This window comes from Roseococcus sp. SDR (assembly GCF_019083995.1).
Taxonomy (GTDB): Bacteria; Pseudomonadota; Alphaproteobacteria; order Acetobacterales; family Acetobacteraceae; genus Roseococcus.
Map to the genome: position 1 here is coordinate 35,130 of NZ_JAHRCU010000016.1, position 22,091 is coordinate 57,220.

Genomic DNA, 22,091 nt, shown 5'->3' on the forward strand with positions numbered 1-22,091 from the left:
GACAGGCTGACTATGGAAGGACAACGCCGATCATGAAACCCATCCTCCTCACCGGCGCCTCGGGCGCCCTCGGCCGTATGCTGGCGCGCGAATTGAGCGCGGCCGGGATGACGCTGCTCCTGACCGATATCGCGCCCTTCGCGGATGCGGTGCCACCGGGCGCCAGCTTCACGCGGGCAGACCTTAACGATGGCGTCACCATCTCACGCCTCGCCGAGGGCTGCGGCGTGATCCTCCATTTCGGCGGCATCAGCGTCGAGCAGCCCTTCGAGGAGATCCTCGGCCCCAATCTGCGCGGCCTCTATCACATCTACGAGGCGGCGCGGCGCGAGGGCGCGCGTGTCGTCTTCGCCAGTTCCAACCACACGATCGGCTTCCACGAGCAGGGCCAGAGCCTCGATCTCGACTGCCAATTCCGCCCGGATGGGTTCTATGGCCTCTCCAAGGCCTATGGCGAGCTCATGGGCCGGCTCTACTGGGACAAGCACGGCGTGGAGAACGTGAATCTCCGCATCGGCACCTGCCTGCCCGAGCCGCGCGACGCGCGCGCGCTCTCCACCTGGCTCTCCTACCCCGACCTCGCGCGGCTGGTGCAGGCAAGTGTCGCGGCGGCGCGCGTGGGGCATGCCGTCATCTGGGGCGCCTCGGCCAATCCGGCGAGCTGGTGGGCCAAGGATCATCGCGACCGCATCGGCTGGGCGCCGCAGGACAGCGCCGAGGCGTATCGCACGCAGCTCGAGGGCGTGCTGCATCCCCATGAGGTGGGCCGCCGCCACCAGGGCGGCGCCTTCTGCGTGATGGACTACACGCGCCCCACGCCGCCGCCGAAGGACGCCTTCAGCCTGGAGTGATCAGCCCCAAGGGGTCAGCCCCGATGGCTCAGCAGGGCGACGGGATGGGCTGCAGCTCACCGAGCCGCCCATCCACCACGAACTCGCCGAAATCCATCTTCAGCTCATCGGCCACGCCATTCTCGTAGTAGCGCATGCTGACCTCGTAGTCGGGCGTGGCGGCGCCGCCGCCCTGGCCCGTGGTGTTGCGCTCGAAGAAGGCGATGCGCATGCGCGCGCTGGAGAGGGTGCCGAGCAGCGGGAAATTCGCATTGGGCTGCGGCGCGAGCCAGCCGCCCGAGATGATGGTCGTCGTGTCCTGCGCGCCGTCGGCCGAGGTGCCGTCGAAGAGCGGCGCCACGAAGATCCGCTGCCCCGCGCGCGCGGCCGCCAGGCTGCGGATGGTGTGGATCATCGGCAGGATGGTGCCGGGCGGCAGTTCCTCCTCTGTCGCGGCCGGCTCCTGATAGCGGATGCGGCCTCCCTCGGGCGTGATGGTCGCATCCCCCGCCACGCGGGAGGTGACGGCGCCACCCGTCATCTGCGTCAACGAGAAGCGCAGCGAGGAACCGTCCTTCGCCTCCAGCGTCGCGTAGTCGGAGGTGGTCTCGACGATGTTGCCGTCGCGGTCGCCCACCAGCAGGGTGAAGCGCTGGCGCGAGGCCCAGGCGTCACAGGCGTCGATCACCTCGAAGAGCATGATGCCCTCCGCCTGCTCGATGCTCGCATTGTCCCGCACGCTGTCGAGCTTGAGGCGATAGGCGGCGCGATGCGCCAGCATGTTCTCCGAGCCCGGCTCGGCGGCCTGGCTCGGGGCGGCGGGGAGGAACCCCGCCAGGAAGGCGGCGAGCGGAAGCCAGGCAAGGCGGCGGCGGAGGATCATGCGTCGCAACATAGACCAGAATGATTCCGCCTGGAATCGCGCTCTTGGTAACGATTCCTGTCAGGCCGAAAGGATCATCAGCCCATCCACGGCCACGCAGCCATCGGGCCGGCAGACCAGCGGGTTGATCTCCGCCTCCTCCAGCCGATCACCCATGGCGGCGGCAAAGCCCGAGAATTGCGCGATGGCGGCGGCGATCTGCTCCACCGGCAGCTTCGGGCTGCCGCGGAAGCCATCGAGCAGCGGGAAGGCCTTGAGGCTGCGCAGCATGGCCATCGCACCTTCCTGGGAGACGGGCGCGACATCGAGCGCCACATCCTTCCAGAGCTCGGCCTGCACGCCGCCCAGGCCCACCAGCACCATCACGCCGAATTGCGGATCGCGCCGCGCGCCGAGGATGAGCTCGACGCCGCGCGCCTCCATCCGCTGCACCAGCACGCCATCCACGCGGGCCGCCGGCGCATGCTTCGCCACACCCGCCATGATGCGCCCGAAGGCGGCGGTGACGGCGGCGGCATCCGCCAGGTTCAGCTCCACGCCGCCCACCTCGGTCTTGTGCGCGACATCGGGGCTGTCGAGCTTGAGCACGACGGGGAAACCGAGCGTCTCGGCCGCCGCCACGGCGGCGGCCGCATCCTTCGCGCGATGTTCCGCGACGACGGGCAAGCCGGCCGAGGCGAAGGCGGATTTGGCCGCCGCCTCCATCAGCGTGGCAGCGCCCGCAGGGATGGCGGCAGCGGCGGCCTGGGCGCGCGCATCGACCTGGCCCGCCGCGGGCATCGGGTCATAGCGCTGGAACCACAGCCGCAGCGCATTCATCATCCGCCGCATGCTGCGGAACAGCACGAGGTTGGAGCTGACATCCACCGCCTCGGCCCCCGGCCCTTCCAGGCTCTCGGGAATCCAGGCGATGCATATCGGCTTGCCGCTGGCCGCCGCCATCGGCTCCAGCGTCTTCATGCGGGCCGGCGTCGCGGCGGGGGCGGGGTTGTGATAGACCACGGGGAAGACCACGGTCGCGTATTGCTCATCATTGAGCATCGCGAGCATGCATTCCTCGAAGGATTTCGGGTTGGTCGCCACTTGCGCCGTGAGGTCGCAGGGGTTGCGCGGGCTGCCGAAATCCGGGATCGCCGAGCGCAGCACGCGCTCCGTCTCCGGCGCGGGCTGCGGCAGCGGCAGGCCCGCGAATTCCGCGTGATCCGCCGCCATGATGCCCGCGCCACCCGAGGGGGTGACGATGCCCACGCCGCGGCCCTTGGGCGGGCCGGCCTTGGCGAAGAAGCCCGCCGTTTCCAGCAGCGCGTCGAAATCACCCACCTCGAGCATGCCCGCGCGCTTGAAGCCGGCCGACCAGGCCGCGCTGCTGCCGGCCAGCGAGCCGGTGTGCGAGGCGGCGGCCTTGGCGCCGACTTCACCACGGCCAAGCTTCAGCACCACGATGGTCTTGCCCAGGCTCGCCGCCATCTCGCCCAGCAGGAAAAGGCGCCGCGCATCGCGCAGGCCCTCGACCGCCAGCGCGATGCTGCGGCATTCGGGGATGGTGAGCTGGAAGGCGGCCAGGTCACAGACGTCGAGGTCCGTCGCATTGCCGGCTGTGGTCATGTGGCACATGGCGAAGCCGCGCTCGGCCGCCTGCATCAGCGCATAGCCCAGCGCGCCCGACTGGCTGACGACGCCCACACCGCCAGCCGGTGCCGTCATCTTCACATAGTCCGGCATGAAGGTGGCGCCGACGCGCTGGCGATGGTCCACGAAGCCCAGGCAATTGGCGCCGAGCAAAGGGAAGCCCATGCGCCGCGCCATCTGGCGCAGTTCCTCCTCCTCCACGGCGCGCTCGGGCAGGTCCGTCTCGCCATAGCCGGAGGCGTAGATCACCGCGCCACCGCCGCCCTTCTTGGCGAGTGCCTGCACCGCATCACTCACGCCCGTGCGGGGCAGCGCGATGACGGTGGAATCCGGCGCGCCCGGCAGGTCTGCGACGGAGGCGAAGCAGGGGCGGCCATGCAGCTCCTGACCCGCATATTTCGGATTCACGCACCAGACCGGGCCGTCAAAGTCCCGCATGTTCTGCACGGTGCGCGCGCCAAAGCCCGTGGGCTCGGCCGATACGCCCACCACGGCGAAGCTGCGCGGCGCCAGAAGACGCGTGAGGCTCTTGGGGTCGCGCAGGGCTTCCACGCTGGACATCGGTTCTTCGCTCCCTTTGATTTCGTTGGGCGCCATTCGGAAGCAGGCCGGGCGTTTCGGCAAGCCCCCGGCCCGGCTTCGTTCACATCATGCCGGTCACGCGCGGCAGCCAAAGGGCGATGCCGGGGAAGACGACGACGAGCGCGAGGGCCACGAACATCGCCAGGATCATCCAGACCACCCAGGGGATGGTGCTTTCCATCGTGACGCCCGCGATGCGGCAGGACACCATCAGGTTCACCGCCATGGGCGGCGTGAACTGGCCGATCGCGATCTTCATGGTGAGGATCACGCCGAACCAGGTCAGGTCCCATTCGAAGGCGCGGGCGATGGGGATCAGCACCGGCAGCAGGATGAGGAAGGTGGAAACACCGTCCAGGAACATCCCGATGAAGACCAGCGCCACCATCAGCAGCGCGATGGTGCCGTATTCACCCAGCCCGAGCCCCACGATCCAGCCCGCGATGGGCTGCACGATGCCCAGCGTGGAGGTGGACCAGGCGAAGACGCTGGCCAGCGCGATGATGATGAGGATGACGGCCGAGATCTCGCCCGCCTCCACCAGCATCTCGTAAAGGTCGCGCATCGTCATGCTGCGATAGACGAAGAAGCCGACGAAGAGGCCGTAGAACACCGCCATCACCGCCGCTTCCGTCGGCGTGAAGGCACCGATGCGCATGCCGCCCAGGATGACGACGGGCGCCATCAACCCCCAGATCGCCTCCTTGAAGCTGTGCCAGAGGGAGTTCTCGTCGCGGTCGGGGTTCTTGCCGCCGAAATCCTTGATCCAGGAGATGATGAGGATGGGCACGATGATGGCCACACCGGCCAAAATCCCCGGGAACATCCCCGCCATGAAGATGGCCGGCACCGAGACGCCGGGGACCATCACCGCATAGACGATGAAGGCGATGGAGGGCGGGATCAGGATATCCGTCGCGGCCGCGGCACCCACGGTGGAGGCGATGAAGGGCCGCGGATAGCCATCCTTCACCATGCCGCGCGTGACCACCTGACCCACGGCCGCCGAGGTGGCCGGGCCGGAGCCCGAGATGCCGCCGATGATCATCGCCACCAGCACGGCGACGGAAGCGAGTGCGCCGCGCCCGGCGCCGACCAGTGCGGTCGCGAATTTCACCAGGCGGAGTGCCACGCCCGTCCGGTCGAAGACGCAGCCCACCAGCACGAACATGGGGATGGCGATCAGCGGGTATTTCGCGATGCCGGCATAGACGTTGGTCGGCATCGCCATCAGCGTCTGGTCGGCGAGTGCGATGGCCAGCGCGCCGGCGAGGCCCAGCGCCACGGCAATCGGCACGCCGCCCAGCAGCAGGATCATGAACATGAGGAAGAGGATGGTGCCGATCATCCTTCCTCTCCACGGGCGAGGCGGATGATTCGGCCGAGCGCGCGGCCGATCACCAGGATGGCGAGCAGCGGCAGCCACACGGTGTAGAGCCATTGCGGATGGCCGAGGCCGGGCGAGAGAACCTCGAAATCATACTCGTCCCAGACCATGCGGCCGCCATACCAGAGGATCAGCCCGAAGCAGATGATGAGCAGGCCCAAGCCCATGATTTCCGCCACGCGGCGGCGGCCCGGGTTCATCTTGTCCACGAAGAAGCCGATGCGGATGTGCCGCCCGCAGGCCGTGGCGAGCGCCGTGCCGACGAGGGCCACCACCACCATCAGCGCCACCGAGTATTCCTCGGTGAAGGCGAGCGAGATGTTGGAGAGGTAGCGTGTCACGACATTCGCCGCCGTGATCAGCGCCATGGCGCCCATCGCGGCGGCGAGCAGCACGCGCTCCAGCGTCAGGGGCACGCGCGTCTTGGGATCAGGCGGCGTGGCCGTCGGGTCGAAATCGGCGGCCATCAGGCGGGCGTCACGAAGCGGCGCGGATGGCGGCTTCCGCCTTGCGTACGAGGTCGTTGCCGATGGTGCCGGACCAGCGATCATAGACCGGGCGCAGCGCCGTCGCGAAAGCCTGCTTCTGCGCCGCCGTCAGCGTCGTCACTTCCACATTGCGGTTGCGCAGTTCCACCAGCGCGCTGTCATCCGTGCCGGGGATACCGAGGCCGCGACGGGCGAGCGCGATGTTGTTGCGTGCTGCTTCGCGGGCGCATTCGCGCACCAGCTCCTGGTCGGCTGGCGTGAAGCTCGCCATGACGGATTTGGAAAGGCCGAAGATCAGCGCGTCATTCACGTAGTTCCAGATGGTCATGTGGCGCTGCGCCAGCGTGTCCATCCGGAAGGCGAGGAAGAGGTTGACCGGGTTCTCCTGCCCATCCACCGCGCCCGTGCTGAGTGCCGGCTGCAGGTCGGCGAAGGACATCTGCAGCGGATTGGCGCCGAGGCCATTGTAGATGTCGTTGAAGATGGCGCCGGCCGCGAAGCGGATCTTCAGGCCGCGCAGGTCCGCCGGGGCGCTGATGGCGCGGCGGGAATTGCTGATCTCGCGGAAGCCGTTCTCGCCGAAGGCCACCGCCGTCACGTCGCGCCGGTCCATGATGCCGACGAGGTCGCGCCCCACCTCGCCATTGATCAGCGCGTCGAAGGCGCGGTGGTCAGGCATCAGGAAGGGCAGCTGGAAGATGCCGGCCTCGCGCACCTGGGGTGCGATGTTGATGGTGCTGAAGACGGCGAAATCGATGATGCCCTGGCGCATGGCCAGCAGCTCACGCGTCTGGTCGCCGCCGACGAGCTGGCTGCCCGGATAGACGCGCACATTGATTCGGCCGTTGGAGCGCTGGGTCACCAGCTCCGCCCATTGGAAGGCGCCCTCGGCGAAGGGGATGGGCCGGTTGCCGACGACGGAGAGCTTGTATTCGGGACGGTAGGCCGGCTGCGCGCCACCGATGCGGGGTGCGGCGAGGATGGCGGCGCCGCCCGCCAGGAGGGCGCGGCGATCGGTCATCAGGCTCATGCGGGTCATCTCCTCCAGGCGGCTTTTGCATGCCGCGTTCCGGATGCCACAATGCGGCCGAGGGAGGCGGGCGCGCAAGACGCCCCGCCCAGGGAGAGGCATGGCGAAACGATTGGCGATCACGGGCGGGGCCTCGGGCATCGGGGCGGCCATCGGCGCCGCCGCCCGCGCGGCAGGCTGGGAGACGGCCCTGGCCGACCGCAACCCGGCCGAGGGTTGCGACATGCTCGACGTGACGGATGCCGCCGCCGTGGCCGACTGGATCGCGGGGCTGACGGACCTCCAGGGCCTGGTCTGCTCGGCCGGAATCTCGGCGGCGACGCCCCTGCTCGACACCGCGCCCGAGACCTTCCGGCGCATCCTCGACGTGAACGTCACGGGCTGCTTCCTGGCGGCACAGGCATCGGCGCGGGCCATGGCGGCCTCTGGCAAGGGTGGCAGCATCGTGCTCATCGCCTCGGTCTCCGGCCTGCGCGGCGTGGAGGGGCGCATCGCCTATGGCGCCTCCAAGGCGGCCGTCATCAACATGGCGCAGGTGATGGCGATGGACCTCGCGCCGCATGGCATCCGCGTGAACGCCATCTGCCCCGCGCCGATCGAGACGCCCATGGTCACCGCCCTGCATGACGCCGAGACGCGCGCGCAATGGCTCAGCCGCATTCCGGCCGCGCGCTATGGCCGCGTGGAGGAGGTGGCCGAAGCGGCCCTCTTCCTGCTCGATCCCGCGCGCTCCTCCTACATCACCGGCCACGCGCTGCCGGGGATGGCGGCTATGCCGGGGCCGGGGTGCGCGCATGATCCCCGCGACAAATCTCGGGCGCCTGCTGAGCCAGACGGCCCGCCGCCTGCCCGATGCGCCGGCCCTGATCTGGCGCGAGAAGACATGGTCCTGGGCCGAGCTGAACGCCCGCGTGGATCGCCTCGCCGCGGTGCTGCGCGCGCATGGGATCGGCAAGGGCGACCGGGTGCTGGTGCATGCGCGCAACGGCAACGCCATGTTCGAGAGCCTCTGGGCGACGTGGAAGATCGGCGGCGTCTGGGTGCCGACCAATGTGCGGCTGACCCCGCCCGAGGTGGCCTATCTGGCGGAGGCCAGCGGCGCGCGCGTCATGCTGCGCGACCACGGCTTCGCCGCCCATGCCGATGCGGTGCGGGCGGCGGCACCCGATTGCCAAATGGTCATCGCGGTGGACGACGCCCGCCCCGACGAGGAGGACTACGAAACCCTGATCACCGAGGCGCCCGTCCCGCCGGCGAACCACGAGGCCGAAGTCGGCCGCGACGACCCCTGCTGGTTCTTCTTCACCTCCGGCACCACCGGCCGGCCCAAGGCCGCGGTGCTGACGCATGGCCAGATGGGCTTCATCATCACCAACCACCTGGCCGACCTGATGCCCGGCCTGACCGAGCGCGACGCCTCGCTGGTGGTGGCACCGCTCAGCCATGGCGCCGGCATCCACGCCCTCTGCCAGGTGGCGCGCGGCGCCTGCTCCATCCTGCTGCCGGGCGAGCGGCTGGACACGGCCATCGCCTGGGAGCTGATCGCGCGGCATGGCGTGACGAACATGTTCACCGTGCCCACCATCCTGAACATGCTCGTGGCCGACCCGGCCGCCGCGCCGCACCGGCTGCGCCACGTCATCTATGCCGGCGCGCCGATGTACCGGGCGGACCAGCTCCGCGCGATGGAGCGGCTCGGCCCGTGCCTCGTGCAGTATTTCGGCCTGGGCGAGGTCACCGGCTGCATCACCGTCCTGCGCCCCGACCAGCACAGCACGGATGACGCCTCCCCCGGTGCGCTCAGCGTCGGCGCGCCGCGCACCGGCATGGACATCGCGATCCTCGACGAGGAGGGCCGTCATGCCGAGCGCGGCGAGATCTGCGTGCGTGGCCCCGGCGTCTTCGCCGGCTATTTCCAGAACGATGCCGCGAACGAGAAGGCCTTCCGCCAGGGCTGGTTCCACACAGGCGATCTCGGCTTCCTGGACGCCCAAGGCTTCCTGCACATCACCGGCCGCGCCTCGGACATGTTCATCTCGGGCGGCTCCAACATCTACCCGCGCGAGGTGGAGGAGGCGCTGCTAACGCACCCGGCCGTGGTGGAATGTGCCGTGGTCGGCCTGCCCGATCCGCGCTGGGGGGAGTCGGGCGTCGCCTGCCTCGTGCTCCGCGCGCCCACGGCGCCCGAGGAATTGCTCGCGCATCTCGAAGGCAAGCTCGCGCGCTACAAGCATCCGCGCCGCTTCGTGGTGTGGGAGGCGTTGCCGAAATCCGCCTATGGCAAGGTGCCGAAGACGCTGCTCGCGCAGCGCCTCAAGGAAGAAGGCGTGAGCTTCGGATGAAGCGCCGCCCCGATCAGGAGACGTGATGATGTCTGCACACAGCTTGCCGGTGATCGACGTCGCGGGACTTGGAAGCGGCCGCCGCGTGAAGGAGATCGCGGCCGAGATCCGCGCCGCCTGCACCGGCCCCGGCTTCTTCTACATCCGCAACCATGGCGTGCCGGAGGCGACCATCGCTGCCGCCGTCGCGGCCGCGCGCCGCTTCTTCCATCTGCCGCCCGAGGTGAAGGCGCGCACCCGTGCCAACCTGGCCCACCGCGGCTGGCATGCGGCCGGCGGCGCCGTGATGGCCGGCGCCACAAAGCCGGACCTGAAGGAGTTCTTCTCGCTCGGCCTCGATCTGCCGGCCGATCATCCCGTCGTGCTGGCGGGCGAGAAGCTGCGCGGCCCCAACCAATGGCCAGCGGAAGTGCCCGAGCTTCAGACCGCCATGGAGGCCTACTACGCCGAGATGATGCGCTGCGGCGCCGGGCTGATGCGCGCCATCGCCGTGAGCCTCGATTTGCCGGAGGATTTCTTCGCCCCCCACTACACCCTGCCGCTGCAGCGCACCCAGGCCGTCTTCTACCCGCCGCAACCGCCCGACGACACGGAAGGCTTCGGCGTGGCGCCGCACACGGATTTCGGCTGCATCACGCTGCTCTGGCAGGATGACAGCGGCGGGCTCGAGGTGCGCGAACGCCAATCCGGCAGCTGGATCCCGGCGCCCCCCCTGGCGGGAACGCTGGTGATCAATGTGGGGGATTTGCTGGGCCGCTGGAGCAATGACCGCTTCGCGAGCACGCCGCACCGCGTGGTGAACCGCTCGGGCCATGAGCGCATGTCCATCGCGACCTTCCATGACCCGAACTTCAGCGCGCCGATTGATCCGCGCGCCTTGGGGGCCACGGCGCCGCTCTACCCGCCGACCACCGCCGGCGGGCATATCCTCGACTGCTTCGCCAAGGCCTTCGCCTACCGCAAGGGGGCCTAGAGCAGATCCCGATCAGATGGACTCATCTGATCGGGTGAGGATGCTCGCAAAAACAAATGTCCAGAGTCTTTGCAGCGAGCCGGGGCGAGCGGAAAAGGCTCTAGGCGATCAGCGTGAAGGCGAAGGTCACCGGGGCCGCATTCAGGCCGGCCATATCCTCCGCCTCCAGCGTGATGCTGTAGGTGCCGTCCGCGATGGGGCCGAACACGTCGGCCACGTCGAAGGTGAACCGGCCCTGCTCATCCAGCGCGATCTCGGCCGCAGGGCCGCCATCCAGGCGCGCATGGATCACATCAAGGCCATCACGATTGTCGATGGCCAGGCCGCTCAGCACGGGCGGGGCCGAGATCGCGCCACCCGTCGCGGTGTTCAGCAGGATGATCGGCGCATAGATGTCCTCGCCCTCGCTGCGCAGGAACTCCGCGATGCCCCAATCCGCGACCGCCTTGCCGAGCTGCTGCCCTTCGATGTTGGCGCTGGTGAAATGGATGCCGCCATAGATGCGGCTATCCCCCGCCTCGATCCCCGCCTGGACGAAGTTGTCGAAGCTGCGGAAGACGCCGGGCAGGCCGACGCTGGCATTGGTGAAGGCAATGTTGTCGCCCACCAGATAAGTCAGCGCCCAGGCAGCGGCGAGGCTGCAGGTCGCATGGCCCGAGGTGTAGTCGGGATGCGGCGGCGTCTCGAAGAGCGGGCGCCAGGTCGGGTCGGCGATGGTGTCGGGATTGCCGTCCGTATCCGCCTCACGGATCGCGGTGATAGGGCGCCAGAAATTATACGCGTACTTCGCATCCCACGCGGCGATGGCGCCATCGGCACCAACCAGATTCAGGCCCGCCATGATGCGCGCCGCGGAGGCGCTGGAATGGCCAAGCGATTCCAGCACCTCGCCGGCGATCTGCGCCCAGCGGCCGGCCGGCGTGTAGGTGTTCGTCAGGTCACGCCAGTAGAAGGCGATTTCGGTCTGCTCGGCCGTGCGGGTCGTGGAATCGAAGGCGCCGAGCGACTTCACCGCGTTGAATTCCTCAGCCCACTGCGCGCTGTCGAGCGGCGTCGGGCCATCGGGGCGGAACTGCCCGCCATCATCCATCAGGAAGGGCGTGATCTCGCCCCATTGCGGCAGCTGCGCCGGGCGGCCAGGCAACTCAGTGCCGCCGGGGCCGACGCGCGGCGTCGGTCGCCACTCGCCCGGATCGCTGCCCGGGACGTAGCTGACCACCGCGTCGTGGCCATCCCCGGCGCGGATTGCGATCACAGCATCGGCGACCGCCTGGCCGAAGGCCACCGCTGCGTCGCGATCCGCTCCCGGCGCCAGCTGGGCCAGGTCCTGCGCAAGGCGCGCATCGAAGCTGGCCTGCAGCACGGCCGACTGCGCGTTGCCGGTGAAGTAGTAGCTCAGGACGCGATGCGCGGCCGCCGCGGCGGCGATGGGCGCCGAAATCCCCTCCGGTGCGTCGAGCGCGACCATGAAGGGGTTGGTTCCGTCTATGGCCGCCAGCGTGTCGAGGGTGGCAATGCTCTCCAAGGCCAGCAGACGCGAGGCATTGGCCGTGACCAGACCGCCGACGCGGATGGCCTCCAGCATCACCCAGTTCCACCCATAGGTCGGGTCGGTCGTACCGTCATCCACGCGGGTGATGCCGAAATCGGAGAGGCTGCTGTTGCCCGCCGCGTCGGTGATCTCCACGGTGAAGCTGTTCAGGCCGAGATCGAGCGCCACATTGCCGAACTGAAACCGGCCATCGGCCCCGACCGTGGTCGTGAGGTCGGTGCCGAGCAGCGTGACCGTCGCCCCCGCCTCGCCCTGGCCGACCAGATCCACCCAGCGGAAGGCGGTGATGTCATCCCCGCGCACGCCGCTATCCGAGGAAGCCAGCAGGTCCAGCGCCGAAACGATGGGCGCTGTCCCGTCGATCACCAGCGAGAGCGGCGCGGAGGCCCCGCTGGTCAGCCCGCCCCGCGTCGCCTGGGCGGTAAAATCCTGCACGCCATCGGCCAGCGGCGCGGTGGTGAAGGACCAAGCGCCATCCCCGCCGGCCGTGGCCGCGCCCAGCAGCACGCCATTGCCGAACACCTCGACCAGCGCATGGGCCGCAGCGCTGCCCGTCAGTGTGATGCTACGGTCCGCCGTCAGCCCGTCACCGACGAGGCCGGTATCCCCAGAGAAGCCGGTGATGCTGGGGGCTGCCGGAACGCCGCTCACCTCGATGGTGGTATCGGCGAAGCTCAGGAGTTCGACGCGCGTGACGACATCCCGGCCCTCAACGCCGTTCAGGCCGCGCACCTCGACCTGGCCCTGGCCGAGATCGGTGATGCGATAATCGGCGAGGTTTCCGTCAAACCGCGCCGTGTCGCGGCCACCGCCGCCATCCAGGCTGTCATTCCCCGCGCCGCCGCGCAGGACATCATGGCCCTCGCCGCCCGTGAGCTGGTCGTGGCCCTCGCCGCCATCCAGGAGGTCATCGCCGGCGCCGGCGGTCAGCGTGTCCTGACCCGCACCGCCGAAAAGTTGGTCCTGCCCGGCGCCACCGGTGAGCTGGTCATGCCCATCCCCGCCATCCAGCGTATCGTCGCCGGCATCGCCGGTCAGCGTGTCCTGGCCGACGCCGCCTGAGAGCTGGTCATGGCCCTCGCCACCCGCGAGCTGGTCATGCCCATCGCCGCCATCCAGCGTGTCATGGCCCTCGCCCCCGGTCAGTGTGTCCTGGCCAGCCGCGCCGAGCAGCAGGTCATCGCCCGCCCCGCCGACCAGGACGTCATGGCCCGCGCCACCGTCGAGGGTATCGTCGCCGTCGCCGCCGCGCAGGGTGTCCTGGCCGTCCTCACCGAGCAGAAGATCCGCACCGGCATCGCCGAAGAGTTCATCATGGCCACTGCCACCGCGCAGGATATCGGCGGCGAGGCCACCGATCAGCGTGTCATTGCCGCCGAAGCCCCAGATGTCGAGCGGGCGGAAGGGGTCGTCGACGGGGCCGCCCAGTCGGTCGGATTTCGTGCTTCCAAGCACGACAAGGCGGGTCATGGCGAAGCCTCTCAAGGTTTTTTGATGTCGCGTTCACTTATTAACGCGCCAGCTGCCTGAGGAAAAGCGAAACCGCACAACGTTGCCGCGCATGCATGCCGGAACACCCACCCCTCGGTTGCAAGATCGCGCGGCGGGCGCTCCGGCGGGGAGCGCTATTCCTTCAGTTCAACCCAGCGCAGATAGGGCCGGTCCGCCTGCCACCCCTGCGGAAAGCGCTTCGCGGCCTCCTCATCCGAGAGCGAGGGCACGATGATGGCGCGGCCACCCGGCTGCCAGTTCACCGGGGTCGCGACCTTGTGCCGGTCGGTCAGCTGCAGGCTGTCGATCACGCGCAGCACCTCGTGGAAGTTGCGGCCCGTGCTCGGCGGATAGGTGAGCGTGAGGCGCACCTTCCGCGCCGGGTCCAGCACATAGACGGTGCGAACGGTGATGGAAGGATCCGCCTCCGGATGGATCATGCCGTAGAGCTGCGAGACATGCTTCGACGGGTCCGCGATCATCGGGAAGTTCAGGGCCGTGCCCTGGGTCTGGTGGATGTCCTCCGCCCAGGCGTCGTGCTTGTCGAGCGGGTCCACGCTGAGGCCGATCACCTTCACGCCGCGCTTGTCGAATTCGGGCTTGAGGCGCGCCGCCTCGCCCAGCTCCGTCGTGCAGACGGGCGTGAAGTCGCGCGGGTGGGAGAAGAAGACCACCCAACTGTCCTTCGCCCAATCGCTGAAGCGGATCGGGCCATCGGTCGTCTCCGCCTCGAAGTCGGGGGCGAGCTGGCCGAGCGAGAGCTGGGCACCGTATTGCAGTGTCATCATCCAATCTCCGTGAGAACGGCCAGCGCGACGAAGGCGAAGGCCGCGACAGTCATGAGCGTTACATCCCAGGCAGGGAGCCAGGGCTCCTCGGGCAGATCCTGAACCGGCGGCGGCGGTTCAGGGGTTAAGAAATCGATATCCTCGGCCTCGCTCCAGTCAGCCATGCGCATGGCGCAATCCTTCCAAGGTCCGGGTCAGGGCCGAACGCCCGAGATCTGCGACGGCGCCGATGATGATCATGGCCGGCGTGGGCAAGCCGGCTCGCCGCACCTCCAGGGTGCATTGGCCGAGGGTCGTACGCAGCACGGCCTGACCGGGCAGGCTCGCCTGAGAGATGAATGCAACGGGCGTGGCGGGTGCGAGGCCGCCTGCCAGGAGACGCAGCGCCAGTTCGTCGAGCCGCGAGACGGCCATGAAGGCGGCGATGGTGCCGCCCGTCTGCGCCAATGCGGCCCAGTTCAGATCGGGAAGCGCGCCTGTTTCGTCATGCGCCGTGACGAAGGTGACCGCGGAAGCCATGCCACGATGCGTGATCGGAATGCCTGCCGCGGCAGGGGCGGCCATGCCGGCCGAGATGCCCGGGATGACGCGCCAGGGGATTCCGGCGGCTGTGCAAGCCAGGGCCTCCTCGCCGCCCCGGCCGAAGGTGAAGGGGTCGCCGCCCTTCAGGCGAAGCACGCGAAGCCCGGCCCGGGCACCGGCGATGAGACGGGCGTTGATCTTCACCTGCGGCACGGGTGCCGCGCCCTTGCGCTTGCCCACGGCGACGACCTCGGCCGAGCGGCGCGCGTGGCGCAGCGCGCTGCGGCCAGGGAGCGAATCATGCAGGATCAGATCCGCCTGGCCCAACGCCTGGACGGCGCGCAGCGTGAGCAGCTCCGGATCGCCCGGGCCGGCGCCGCAGAGCCAAACCTCGCCCCGCGGGAATTGCGAACCGGCCAAGGCCGAGATGGATTGCACGATCATTCGTGATTGTTTCCGGTAATTCTGCTTGACGTCAACGTAGATAAATGCGGAATTCCTGTCCATGGTTTTTACGACAGGATTGTGCAAAATGTTGCAGGGCAAACCTAGCGGAGCGGAAACCATCAAGGCCGCAAGCCTCGGCTTGCGCGGCCCGCTCGATGCGGAACTGAGCGCGCCGGCCGCCATGGGCGGCCTCTCCGAGGCCGCGTATACACTGCTGAAATTTCACGGAACCTACGAGCAATTCGATCGCGATACCGCGACTGCCCGGAAGCAGGCCGGCACGGACAAGGACTGGTCTTTCATGGTCCGCGTCCGCTCACCCGCCGGGCGACTGACCGCGCCGCAATGGCTGGCCCTGGATCGCCTGGCTGGCGATTTCGCCGATGGCACGCTCCGCCTCACCTCGCGGCAGGGCGTCCAATTTCACGGCATTCTACGTGAAAATCTCCGAGCCTCGATCGCCGCGATCGACGCCACCCTGCTCACGACCCTCGCCGCCTGCGGCGACGTGGTGCGCAACGTCATCACTTCGCCCGCGCCGCGGCGCGATGCGATCCATGCGAGGCTTGAGGCGGCGGCACGGCGCCTCTCCGAGGCGCTGCTGCCGAAGAGCCGCGCCCATCACGAGATCTTCCTGGGCGAGGAGGCAGCGACCGGCCCCGAAGAGGAGCCACTCTACGGCCCCACCTACCTGCCCCGGAAATTCAAGATCGCCCTCATCCACCCCGACGACAACAGCGCCGATGTGCTGGCCAACGACCTCGGCTTCGTGATGCATCCCGAGGGCTGGATCGTGACCCTGGGCGGCGGCATGGGCATGACGCACAACAAGCCCGCCACCTTCCCGCGCCTGGCCGACCCCGTCGCGCTGATCGGGCCCGACGAGGTGCTGGAGGTGGCCGAGGCTGCGGTCCGCCTCTCGCGCGACCATGGCGACCGCAGCGACCGCAAGCATGCCCGCCTGAAATACGTCCTGGCCGAGCGCGGCGTGGAATGGGCCCGCGCACGCCTCTCGGAAGATCTGGGCCGGCCCCTGCGCCCCGCGCCCCCTCTGCCCCGCCTCACCGTGCCGGATCATCTCGGCTGGCACGCCCAGGGCGATGGCCGGTGGTGGCTTGGCCTGCACATCCCCTCGGGCCGCGTCGCCGGCCGGCTGCGCGCCGCCCTGCGCGAGGCGATGGAGCGCTTCGGCGTGAACCCGATCGCAACGCCGGGGCAGGATCTGCTCCTCTCCGACGTGCTCGAGGCCGACCGCGACGCGCTCGAAGCCCTTCTGCGCGCCAACGCCGTGCCCCTGCCCGAGGCCTTCACCCCCGTCGCCCGCGCGATGATGGCCTGCGTGGCGCTGCCCACCTGCGGCCAGTCGCTGGCCGAGGGCGAGCGCGTACGCCAGCCCATCCTCGCGCAGGTGGAGCGGGAGCTGGAGCGCCTGGATCTGCTGGGCGAGCGCATCTCGCTGCGCCTGACGGGCTGCCCCAATGGCTGCGCCAGGCCATACCAGGGCGATATCGGCGTGGTGGGTCGGTCCCCCGGGCTCTACACCCTCTTCGTCGGGGGGGATTTCGCGGGCACGCGGCTCAGCTTCCCCGTCGCCGACAAGGTGCCGATGGAGGCCGTGGGCGTCACTCTCGCCCCGCTGCTCGCGCATTGGGCCGCCTGGCGCGTGGCGGGCGAGGGCTTCGGTGACTTCTGCACGCGCCAGGGGCCGGAGGCTTGCCGCGCACTGACGGGGGCGGCGCTCGCCGCATGATGCCGCTGGTCTTCACCAAGGCCACGCCGGTTCTGCTGGTGGGCCGGGGCCCCGCCTTCGAGAAACGCCGCGCTCTGCTGGAGGCCGCAGGGATGCCGCTCACCCTGCACGCGACCCTGCCCGATGACGTCGCGCTCGACACCGCGCGCCTCGTCTTTGGCGCCGGGCTCGACGCGGCGGAAGGCGAGGCGCTGGCCGCCGCCGCGCGCGCGCGTCGCATCCCCGTCAACATCGAGGACGTGCCGCATCTCTGCGACGTGCATGTCCCTGCCCTCATCCGGCGCGGAAATCTGCTGCTCACGGTCGCGACCGGCGGCGGCGCACCTGCCATGGCCGCAGCGCTGCGCGCCTGGCTGGAGCAGCGATTTGGCCCGGATTGGGAAGCGCATCTGGGCTCGCTGGCACAAGAGCGCCAGCGGCTGCGGATGGCGGGTGCAACGCCGCCCGAGGTGATGCGCGCCCTCTCGGCGCGCATCCGGGAGGCAGCCTGGCTCGACTGCCCCTGCGTCGCGCCCGCTCAGAAGCGGTAACGGACGGCGGCGCTGATCACGAAGGGATTGATGTTGGCCTGCGCGCGCACGAAGCCGCTGTTCACACTCACATCAGGCTGCATCAGGATCCATTTCGCATCGAGGTTCACCAGCCAGTTCGGCGCAATCTCGTAGTCCACGCCGATGTTCGGTGCGACACCCACGCTCGGATCGACCCGCACGCGGTTGATCCCGGCCGTCGGGTTGCCGCCATAGCCGTAGAAGAAGGTCGTGTTGAGCCCCACGCCGATATAGGGGCTGATGCGCGATTGCGGCATCAGGTGGTACTGGACCGTCAGCGTCGGCGGCAGCGCCCAGACCGTGCCGAGGTTGACGGTGCCCAGCGCCGAGTTCGTCACCGTCAGCTTGTGCCGCGTCGTGGCAGCGATCAGGTTCAGCGCGATGTTCGGCGTGAAGAAATACGTGCCGTCCAGCAGCGGGCTCGCCGCGTTGCTGGCATTGGGCGTGCCGCCGATCAGGCTGACATTGCCGCCATTGGTGGGCAGCACGCCCACCGCGCCGAAACCGATCATGAAGTCGCCCGTGCGCTTGCCGCGCAGTTCGGCCTCCTGCGCCATCGCGCCGCCGGCCCCCGCCAGCATCATCGCGGCCGCAGCCCATTTTCCCCAGGATTTCATTGCCTCTTCCTCTTCGCAGCCCCTGCTGCCGAAGCGGAATTTATCGAGGCGCGGGAATGCTGCATTGCGCTGGCTCAACTCACCAATGGGAAGGTTTGCGGGGGCCGGCGGGAAGCACCTTCGCGCCATTCGCTTTTCGCTCCGCGCACGCCTATATCTTTGCAACGGCGCCGGATTGGCCGGGATGGAGGGACAGATCGCGCATGGAGGGCAGTTCTGAAGCTGATCTCCGCGCGCCGTCCCCGGGCGCGCGGCTGCCCGGCCAGGCCGCGGAAAGCCAGCCGCTCTCCTTCCGCAGCCCTTCGGGCAAGCGGGCACATCCTCGCGTCGCCCTGCCAGCCATGGTGGAAATGGCCGGCGCTGCGTACCGGCTCGCGGATCTCAGCGTGGGCGGTTTCGCGCTGGATGAAGATGGCCCGCCGGCCGCGCAGGATGATCCGTTCCGGGTGGTCTTCCGAATCGGCCAGCCACATCTCTCGCTCGCGATCGAGGCGATGGTGAAGGTTCGCCGCGTGGTGGCTGGGCGGGCCCGCTCCTTCCAGATCATCGAGATCTCGCCCGATGGCGCGGTGGCACTGGACCGCCTGGTGGCCATCTGGCTCAGCGGCTCGGACAGCCTGGCCGCCGCCCTCTCCCGCGCCTCGCTGGAGGCGCCGGAACCCACCGAGGCGGCCGGGCGCAACCGCCGCAGCCTGCTGGCCTTCGGCGCGGCCGCGATCGCCTTGCTGCTTGCCGCAGGCTACGTCGCCTCAAGCCGTCTCGTCGTCTATTCGGAGTTCGGTGCGCTCGCCGCTCCCATGTCGCTGGTGCGTGCACCGCAGCCGGGGCTCCTTGTGCTCCAGGCCGGCGCCCCGGGCCTGCGGACAGAGCCGGGCCAGGTGCTGGGCGAGCTTCGCCCCGAGCTGCCGACCCAGGTGCTGGCCGAGACGACGCACCAGATCAACGCCCTCGAAGCGCGGCTGCGCCAGCTGCAGGGCGAGCTGGCGCATGGCGAGGCGGGGTTCCAGGCCTTCCGCGCCCAGGCCGAGTCCGATCTCCTCGCCGCCACCGAGACGCGACGCCTGATGGAGCGCCAGGTCGAGACGCAGGAGCGCCTGTTCAACCGCCTCGCCGGGCTGACGCGCCAGGGCATCGTCGCCGGCGCGCGGGCCGACCAGGAAGAGATCAACCTGATGAACCACCGCCGAAGCCTGGCCGAGGCCAGGGCGGCGGAGAATGCGGCGCGCCTCCTGATGGCCGAGGCCCAGGCCGGCCGCTTCCGCCATGATGGCCGGCCGACGGCGCGCTCGCCCGAGGAGGTGCGGCGCGAGATCACGGCCGTTTCGGCCTCGCTGAACGATATGCGCCAGACCCTGGCACGCCTCGCCGCTCCGGTGCCGATCCTCTCGCCCTGCCTTTGCCGGATCGCCCAGGTCGCCGTGCCTTCCGGCACCGCGGTGCTGGCGGGCGACGTGCTGCTGGGCCTGGCGGCCGAAGGCAACGCCGCCCCGCTGGAGGCCGATGCGCTGGTGCCCAGCACGCGCATGCCGTTCCTCGCCCTCGGCCAGCGCGTCAGCGTGCGCCTTGCCGGCGCGCGGGACGTGACGACAGGCCGTATCATCGCCCTCAACCACAATCCCGAGAATACGGGCCGAATCGGCCTGCCCGACAACCTCCGAAGCCTGCGGATCTACGGCCTCGTCACCGTCGCGCTGGACGCCCCGCCCAGGGAGGGAGGCACCGCCATCGGCACGCCAGCCCTGCTGCAGGCGCCGGTCTCGCTGCGCATGCTCCTGCTCAACCTGCCGGGCTTCGCCTGGATCGCGCGGCTCGGCGGATGAACCTGCCCGGCGATGCGCTGCTGCCGGGTCACAAGGCGCGCTCCTCCACCTCGGCGGCGGTCGCGGGATGGATGGCGCTGGCCGCCATCACGCTCCTGCTGCTGGCCCTGCTGCCGGAAGAGGAGATCACGAGCACCACCCAGGCGTTGGTAACGGTGGGGCTCATCGGCCTCTGGCGCTGGGGCTGGGCGGCGATGCACTACGTCCGCGCCATGATCTACCGACGCCGCGTGTTTCCACGCCTGCGCGCTGCGGCCGCAAATGCGCCGCTGCCGCCCGCGCTCTTTGTCGTCGTCACCAGCTATCGCATCAGCCCCGAGATGAACGCCGCCGTCTATGGCCGGCTCTTCGATGAAGCTCTGCGCACGGGCCTGCCCTGTTGCGTCGTGGCCTGCATCACCGACCTCGCCGACGCCGACGTGCTGACCCGGATCTTCGCGCAGCGCCGCGCGCATCTGGCGGAGGGCTCGGCGCTGCACCTGCTGCCGCAGGCGGGCACGGGCAAGCGCGGCGCGCTGGTGGATGCGATCAACCTGATCCAGGGCCTCAACCCGCCGCCGCATGCGCAACTGCTGCTGATGGACGGAGACACGCTGGTCGAGCCCGGACAGCTCGAAAAGACCTGCCGCTTCCTCTCGGCCTTCCCCGATGTCGGCGCCGTGACCACGGACAACCGGCCGCTGGTGCAAGGCTCCGCCACGGTGCGGGAGTGGTACCGGTTGCGCATGGCCCAGCGCGACCAGAACATGTGCTCCATGGCGCTCTCGCGCCGCCTGCTGGTGCTGACCGGGCGCTTCACGCTCTACCGGATGGCGGCGGTCGCCTCGCCCGGCTTCGCGCTGGCCATCGGCAATGACAGCGTCACCCATTGGCGGCTCGGCGTGATCCGCATGGTGACGGGCGACGACAAGAGCACCTGGTTCGCCCTGCTGAAGACGCGCTGGCGGATGCTCTACATTCCCGATGTCGCGGTCGGCTGCGCCGAGGAACTGCCGGCAGGCGGCTGGTTCGCGGCCACCACCGGCCTGATGCTGCGCTGGTATGGCAACACCACCCGAAACAATGGCCGCGCGCTGGCCCTGGGGCCGCGCCGTCTCGGCTGGTTCTTCTGGCTCTGCCTGCTCGACCAGCGCATCTCGCCCTGGACCAGCCTGGCAGGGCCCGCGGTGATGCTGACGGCCGGCCTCCTGCACGGCACGGCCTTCATCATCCTCTACATCCTCTGGGTTCTGCTCACGCGCAGCGCCATCACACTCGCCAACTGGTTCGGCACCGGGCGCTTCCATCCGATCTTTCCGCTCCTGCTCTACTACAATCAGGTGGTCGGCTCGCTGGTGAAGATCTTCGTGCTGCACTTTCCGGACAGGCAGCGCTGGAACCGCCAGGGGCTGGCCGCGGTTCAGGGCACCGGGCTCGCCGCACGCATCTCCGGCGGCTTCTTCGCCCTCTCCCTGATGAGCTTCATGCTGCTCGTCATCGTCACCGCGCACCAACTCGACCCCGAGTTGGAGCACGGAGCGCCCGTCGGGCTTCCCGCCGTGCTCGACACCCGCCCGCGCGAGGAGCATTTCCTGCGCCTGCCCTGCTCGCCCGAGCGGCTCGCGCCGTGCAGCGTCGCGACCCCGCCCCCGCCGGTCAGCGCGCCGGCACAGCGTCCCAGAGGGTGACGGCCGCGAAATCGGCCCATTGATCGCGCGGCGAGGCCCAGCGCGCATCGCTGCCACCGAAGAAGGTGGCGAAGAGCAGGCCGTTCACGCGCACCGTGGCGCTCTCTCGCAGCGCAAGGTCCCGGCGTTCCAGCACGCGCTGGCCGTTCACCCAGAGGCGGATCACGCCATCCGCCGCACCGGGACGGTTGAGGATGACCTCCTGCTGGATCTCGACCCATCGCATCGGCACGACGCGGAAGCTGCCGCGGCCGATGCTGTCGCCACAGCGCGCGGCCCGGTCGGGTGCGTAGAGGTACAGCTCGCCCTCGCCCCGGGCCCGCCACATGAGGCGGGCGGAAAAGCCGCGCGACAATTCGGCGGCGCTGCAGCCCCGCGGTGCGTCACCGCCCGCGAGGCCGGGCAGCTTGCCGCCGAGCGCAAAGTCGAAGCCCTCGCTGAAGCGCACGCGATAGCTGAGGCAGCGCGCCTCCGCGGCAGCGCCCGGCGTCCAATGGAAGCCGGCGCCGCCAACCGGCGCCGCGGCATTGCCCGGGTTGATGGAACCGGCGGGGTAGCGGATGCGCAAGCCGCCCGGCTCGCCGGCCAGGGGCGCGATGTTGTCCCGCCCCCAGGCATTCCGCACGCCGGCCTCACGCAGATCGGCCGGCAACGGGGTGGCGGCGGGGTAGCGGCCCTCGCAGGGCTGCGCCAGCGCAGGCGCGGCGGCAACAAGCAGCAGGCCCGCCAGCCAGCGCACGGC

18 protein-coding genes and 1 pseudogene are annotated in these 22,091 nt (G+C 69.5%); 8 read left to right on the forward strand and 11 right to left on the reverse strand.

Annotation, left to right across the window (positions count from 1 at the left end):
- Positions 1 to 32 precede the first annotated feature (32 nt).
- Entirely contained in the window at positions 33 to 851 is an 819-nt protein-coding gene (locus tag KTR66_RS17305) for an NAD(P)-dependent oxidoreductase (RefSeq protein WP_213614686.1), read from the forward strand.
- 28 nt (positions 852 to 879) lie between these two features.
- Here KTR66_RS17305 and KTR66_RS17310 read toward each other — a convergent pair whose 3' ends face one another.
- The 5 genes from KTR66_RS17310 to dctP form a co-directional block, all read right to left on the reverse strand.
- Positions 880 to 1,713 (reverse strand): EipB family protein, encoded by an 834-nt coding sequence (locus KTR66_RS17310; protein ID WP_249732222.1) that lies wholly within the window; start codon positions 1,711 to 1,713, stop codon positions 880 to 882.
- A 60-nt stretch (positions 1,714 to 1,773) separates the two neighbouring features.
- Positions 1,774 to 3,903 carry an acetate--CoA ligase family protein gene (locus KTR66_RS17315; protein ID WP_213614690.1) on the reverse strand — a complete coding sequence of 710 codons (2,130 nt, stop codon included), beginning with the start codon at positions 3,901 to 3,903 and terminating at the stop codon, positions 1,774 to 1,776.
- A gap of 82 nt (positions 3,904 to 3,985) precedes the next feature.
- Positions 3,986 to 5,272 carry a TRAP transporter large permease gene (locus tag KTR66_RS17320; protein ID WP_213614692.1) on the reverse strand — a complete coding sequence of 429 codons (1,287 nt, stop codon included), beginning with the start codon at positions 5,270 to 5,272 and terminating at the stop codon, positions 3,986 to 3,988.
- Positions 5,269 to 5,778: a TRAP transporter small permease gene (locus tag KTR66_RS17325; protein ID WP_213614694.1), complete on the reverse strand. Its 510-nt coding sequence runs from the start codon at positions 5,776 to 5,778 to the stop codon at positions 5,269 to 5,271. Before KTR66_RS17325 ends, KTR66_RS17320 begins: the two co-directional genes overlap by 4 nt.
- Before the next feature lie 10 nt (positions 5,779 to 5,788).
- A complete protein-coding gene (gene dctP, locus KTR66_RS17330) occupies positions 5,789 to 6,829 on the reverse strand; it encodes a TRAP transporter substrate-binding protein DctP (protein ID WP_213614696.1) in 1,041 nt (346 codons plus the stop codon).
- A gap of 100 nt (positions 6,830 to 6,929) precedes the next feature.
- On the opposite strand from dctP, the pseudogene KTR66_RS17335 reads away from it, so the two are divergent.
- From KTR66_RS17335 to KTR66_RS17345, 3 genes and pseudogenes are all read left to right on the forward strand, one after another.
- Positions 6,930 to 7,526, forward strand: a pseudogene (locus KTR66_RS17335) (SDR family NAD(P)-dependent oxidoreductase); the annotation flags it as partial.
- A 97-nt stretch (positions 7,527 to 7,623) separates the two neighbouring features.
- Positions 7,624 to 9,171, forward strand: a complete 1,548-nt coding sequence (locus tag KTR66_RS17340; RefSeq protein ID WP_213614698.1) for an acyl-CoA synthetase — start codon at positions 7,624 to 7,626, stop codon at positions 9,169 to 9,171.
- Positions 9,172 to 9,199: 28 nt separating this feature from the next.
- Complete coding sequence (locus tag KTR66_RS17345; protein WP_213614700.1) at positions 9,200 to 10,144, forward strand: isopenicillin N synthase family oxygenase; 945 nt, start codon at positions 9,200 to 9,202, stop codon at positions 10,142 to 10,144.
- Between the two features lie 100 nt (positions 10,145 to 10,244).
- Here the strand turns inward: KTR66_RS17345 and KTR66_RS17350 are convergent, their stop codons facing one another.
- From KTR66_RS17350 to cobA, 4 genes are all read right to left on the reverse strand, one after another.
- Positions 10,245 to 13,166 carry an Ig-like domain-containing protein gene (locus tag KTR66_RS17350; protein WP_213614702.1) on the reverse strand — a complete coding sequence of 974 codons (2,922 nt, stop codon included), beginning with the start codon at positions 13,164 to 13,166 and terminating at the stop codon, positions 10,245 to 10,247.
- Between the two features lie 155 nt (positions 13,167 to 13,321).
- A complete protein-coding gene (locus tag KTR66_RS17355) occupies positions 13,322 to 13,972 on the reverse strand; it encodes a peroxiredoxin (protein WP_213614704.1) in 651 nt (216 codons plus the stop codon).
- On the reverse strand, positions 13,972 to 14,145 hold the full coding sequence (locus tag KTR66_RS17360) for a hypothetical protein (RefSeq protein ID WP_213614706.1): 174 nt from the start codon (positions 14,143 to 14,145) through the stop codon (positions 13,972 to 13,974). Before KTR66_RS17360 ends, KTR66_RS17355 begins: the two co-directional genes overlap by 1 nt.
- Positions 14,132 to 15,127: a uroporphyrinogen-III C-methyltransferase gene (cobA, locus tag KTR66_RS17365; RefSeq protein ID WP_249732223.1), complete on the reverse strand. Its 996-nt coding sequence runs from the start codon at positions 15,125 to 15,127 to the stop codon at positions 14,132 to 14,134. Before cobA ends, KTR66_RS17360 begins: the two co-directional genes overlap by 14 nt.
- Between cobA and KTR66_RS17370 the strand changes: the two genes are divergently transcribed.
- Together KTR66_RS17370 and KTR66_RS17375 are read left to right on the forward strand one after the other, a co-directional pair.
- Positions 15,084 to 16,694, forward strand: coding sequence for an NADPH-dependent assimilatory sulfite reductase hemoprotein subunit (locus tag KTR66_RS17370; RefSeq protein WP_249732224.1), 1,611 nt, complete (start codon positions 15,084 to 15,086; stop codon positions 16,692 to 16,694). The genes cobA and KTR66_RS17370 overlap by 44 nt on opposite strands.
- Positions 16,691 to 17,224, forward strand: coding sequence for an NAD(P)-dependent oxidoreductase (locus KTR66_RS17375; RefSeq protein WP_213614711.1), 534 nt, complete (start codon positions 16,691 to 16,693; stop codon positions 17,222 to 17,224). Before KTR66_RS17370 ends, KTR66_RS17375 begins: the two co-directional genes overlap by 4 nt.
- Here the strand turns inward: KTR66_RS17375 and KTR66_RS17380 are convergent.
- Positions 17,212 to 17,862 (reverse strand): OmpW family protein, encoded by a 651-nt coding sequence (locus KTR66_RS17380; protein ID WP_213614713.1) that lies wholly within the window; start codon positions 17,860 to 17,862, stop codon positions 17,212 to 17,214. The two genes, KTR66_RS17375 and KTR66_RS17380, sit on opposite strands and share 13 nt — an antisense overlap.
- A 203-nt stretch (positions 17,863 to 18,065) precedes the next feature.
- Here KTR66_RS17380 and KTR66_RS17385 point away from each other — a divergent pair, with 203 nt between their 5' ends.
- Both KTR66_RS17385 and KTR66_RS17390 read left to right on the forward strand, forming a co-directional pair.
- Positions 18,066 to 19,682, forward strand: a complete 1,617-nt coding sequence (locus KTR66_RS17385) for a hypothetical protein (protein ID WP_213614715.1) — start codon at positions 18,066 to 18,068, stop codon at positions 19,680 to 19,682.
- Positions 19,679 to 21,349, forward strand: a complete 1,671-nt coding sequence (locus tag KTR66_RS17390) for a glycosyltransferase (RefSeq protein ID WP_213614717.1) — start codon at positions 19,679 to 19,681, stop codon at positions 21,347 to 21,349. Before KTR66_RS17385 ends, KTR66_RS17390 begins: the two co-directional genes overlap by 4 nt.
- Here KTR66_RS17390 and KTR66_RS17395 read toward each other — a convergent pair.
- Positions 21,318 to 22,088 (reverse strand): polysaccharide lyase, encoded by a 771-nt coding sequence (locus KTR66_RS17395; protein ID WP_213614719.1) that lies wholly within the window; start codon positions 22,086 to 22,088, stop codon positions 21,318 to 21,320. The two genes, KTR66_RS17390 and KTR66_RS17395, sit on opposite strands and share 32 nt — an antisense overlap.
- Positions 22,089 to 22,091: the final 3 nt, after the last annotated feature.

What these genes read in the sequence shown, in the direction of transcription:
- KTR66_RS17360 (WP_213614706.1), bottom strand. Translation starts at nt 14,145, where the DNA reads ATGCGCATGGCTGACTGGAGCGAGGCCGAGGATATCGATTTCTTAACC.
- KTR66_RS17320 (WP_213614692.1), bottom strand. Translation starts at nt 5,272, where the DNA reads ATGATCGGCACCATCCTCTTCCTCATGTTCATGATCCTGCTGCTGGGC.
- cobA (WP_249732223.1), bottom strand. Translation starts at nt 15,127, where the DNA reads ATGGCGGCCGGCGCGCTCAGTTCCGCATCGAGCGGGCCGCGCAAGCCG.
- KTR66_RS17340 (WP_213614698.1), top strand. Translation starts at nt 7,624, where the DNA reads ATGATCCCCGCGACAAATCTCGGGCGCCTGCTGAGCCAGACGGCCCGC.
- KTR66_RS17325 (WP_213614694.1), bottom strand. Translation starts at nt 5,778, where the DNA reads ATGGCCGCCGATTTCGACCCGACGGCCACGCCGCCTGATCCCAAGACG.
- KTR66_RS17380 (WP_213614713.1), bottom strand. Translation starts at nt 17,862, where the DNA reads ATGAAATCCTGGGGAAAATGGGCTGCGGCCGCGATGATGCTGGCGGGG.
- KTR66_RS17355 (WP_213614704.1), bottom strand. Translation starts at nt 13,972, where the DNA reads ATGACACTGCAATACGGTGCCCAGCTCTCGCTCGGCCAGCTCGCCCCC.
- KTR66_RS17385 (WP_213614715.1), top strand. Translation starts at nt 18,066, where the DNA reads ATGGAGGGCAGTTCTGAAGCTGATCTCCGCGCGCCGTCCCCGGGCGCG.
- KTR66_RS17305 (WP_213614686.1), top strand. Translation starts at nt 33, where the DNA reads ATGAAACCCATCCTCCTCACCGGCGCCTCGGGCGCCCTCGGCCGTATG.
- KTR66_RS17375 (WP_213614711.1), top strand. Translation starts at nt 16,691, where the DNA reads ATGATGCCGCTGGTCTTCACCAAGGCCACGCCGGTTCTGCTGGTGGGC.
- KTR66_RS17315 (WP_213614690.1), bottom strand. Translation starts at nt 3,903, where the DNA reads ATGTCCAGCGTGGAAGCCCTGCGCGACCCCAAGAGCCTCACGCGTCTT.
- KTR66_RS17310 (WP_249732222.1), bottom strand. Translation starts at nt 1,713, where the DNA reads ATGATCCTCCGCCGCCGCCTTGCCTGGCTTCCGCTCGCCGCCTTCCTG.
- KTR66_RS17350 (WP_213614702.1), bottom strand. Translation starts at nt 13,166, where the DNA reads ATGACCCGCCTTGTCGTGCTTGGAAGCACGAAATCCGACCGACTGGGC.
- KTR66_RS17345 (WP_213614700.1), top strand. Translation starts at nt 9,200, where the DNA reads ATGTCTGCACACAGCTTGCCGGTGATCGACGTCGCGGGACTTGGAAGC.
- KTR66_RS17390 (WP_213614717.1), top strand. Translation starts at nt 19,679, where the DNA reads ATGAACCTGCCCGGCGATGCGCTGCTGCCGGGTCACAAGGCGCGCTCC.
- dctP (WP_213614696.1), bottom strand. Translation starts at nt 6,829, where the DNA reads ATGAGCCTGATGACCGATCGCCGCGCCCTCCTGGCGGGCGGCGCCGCC.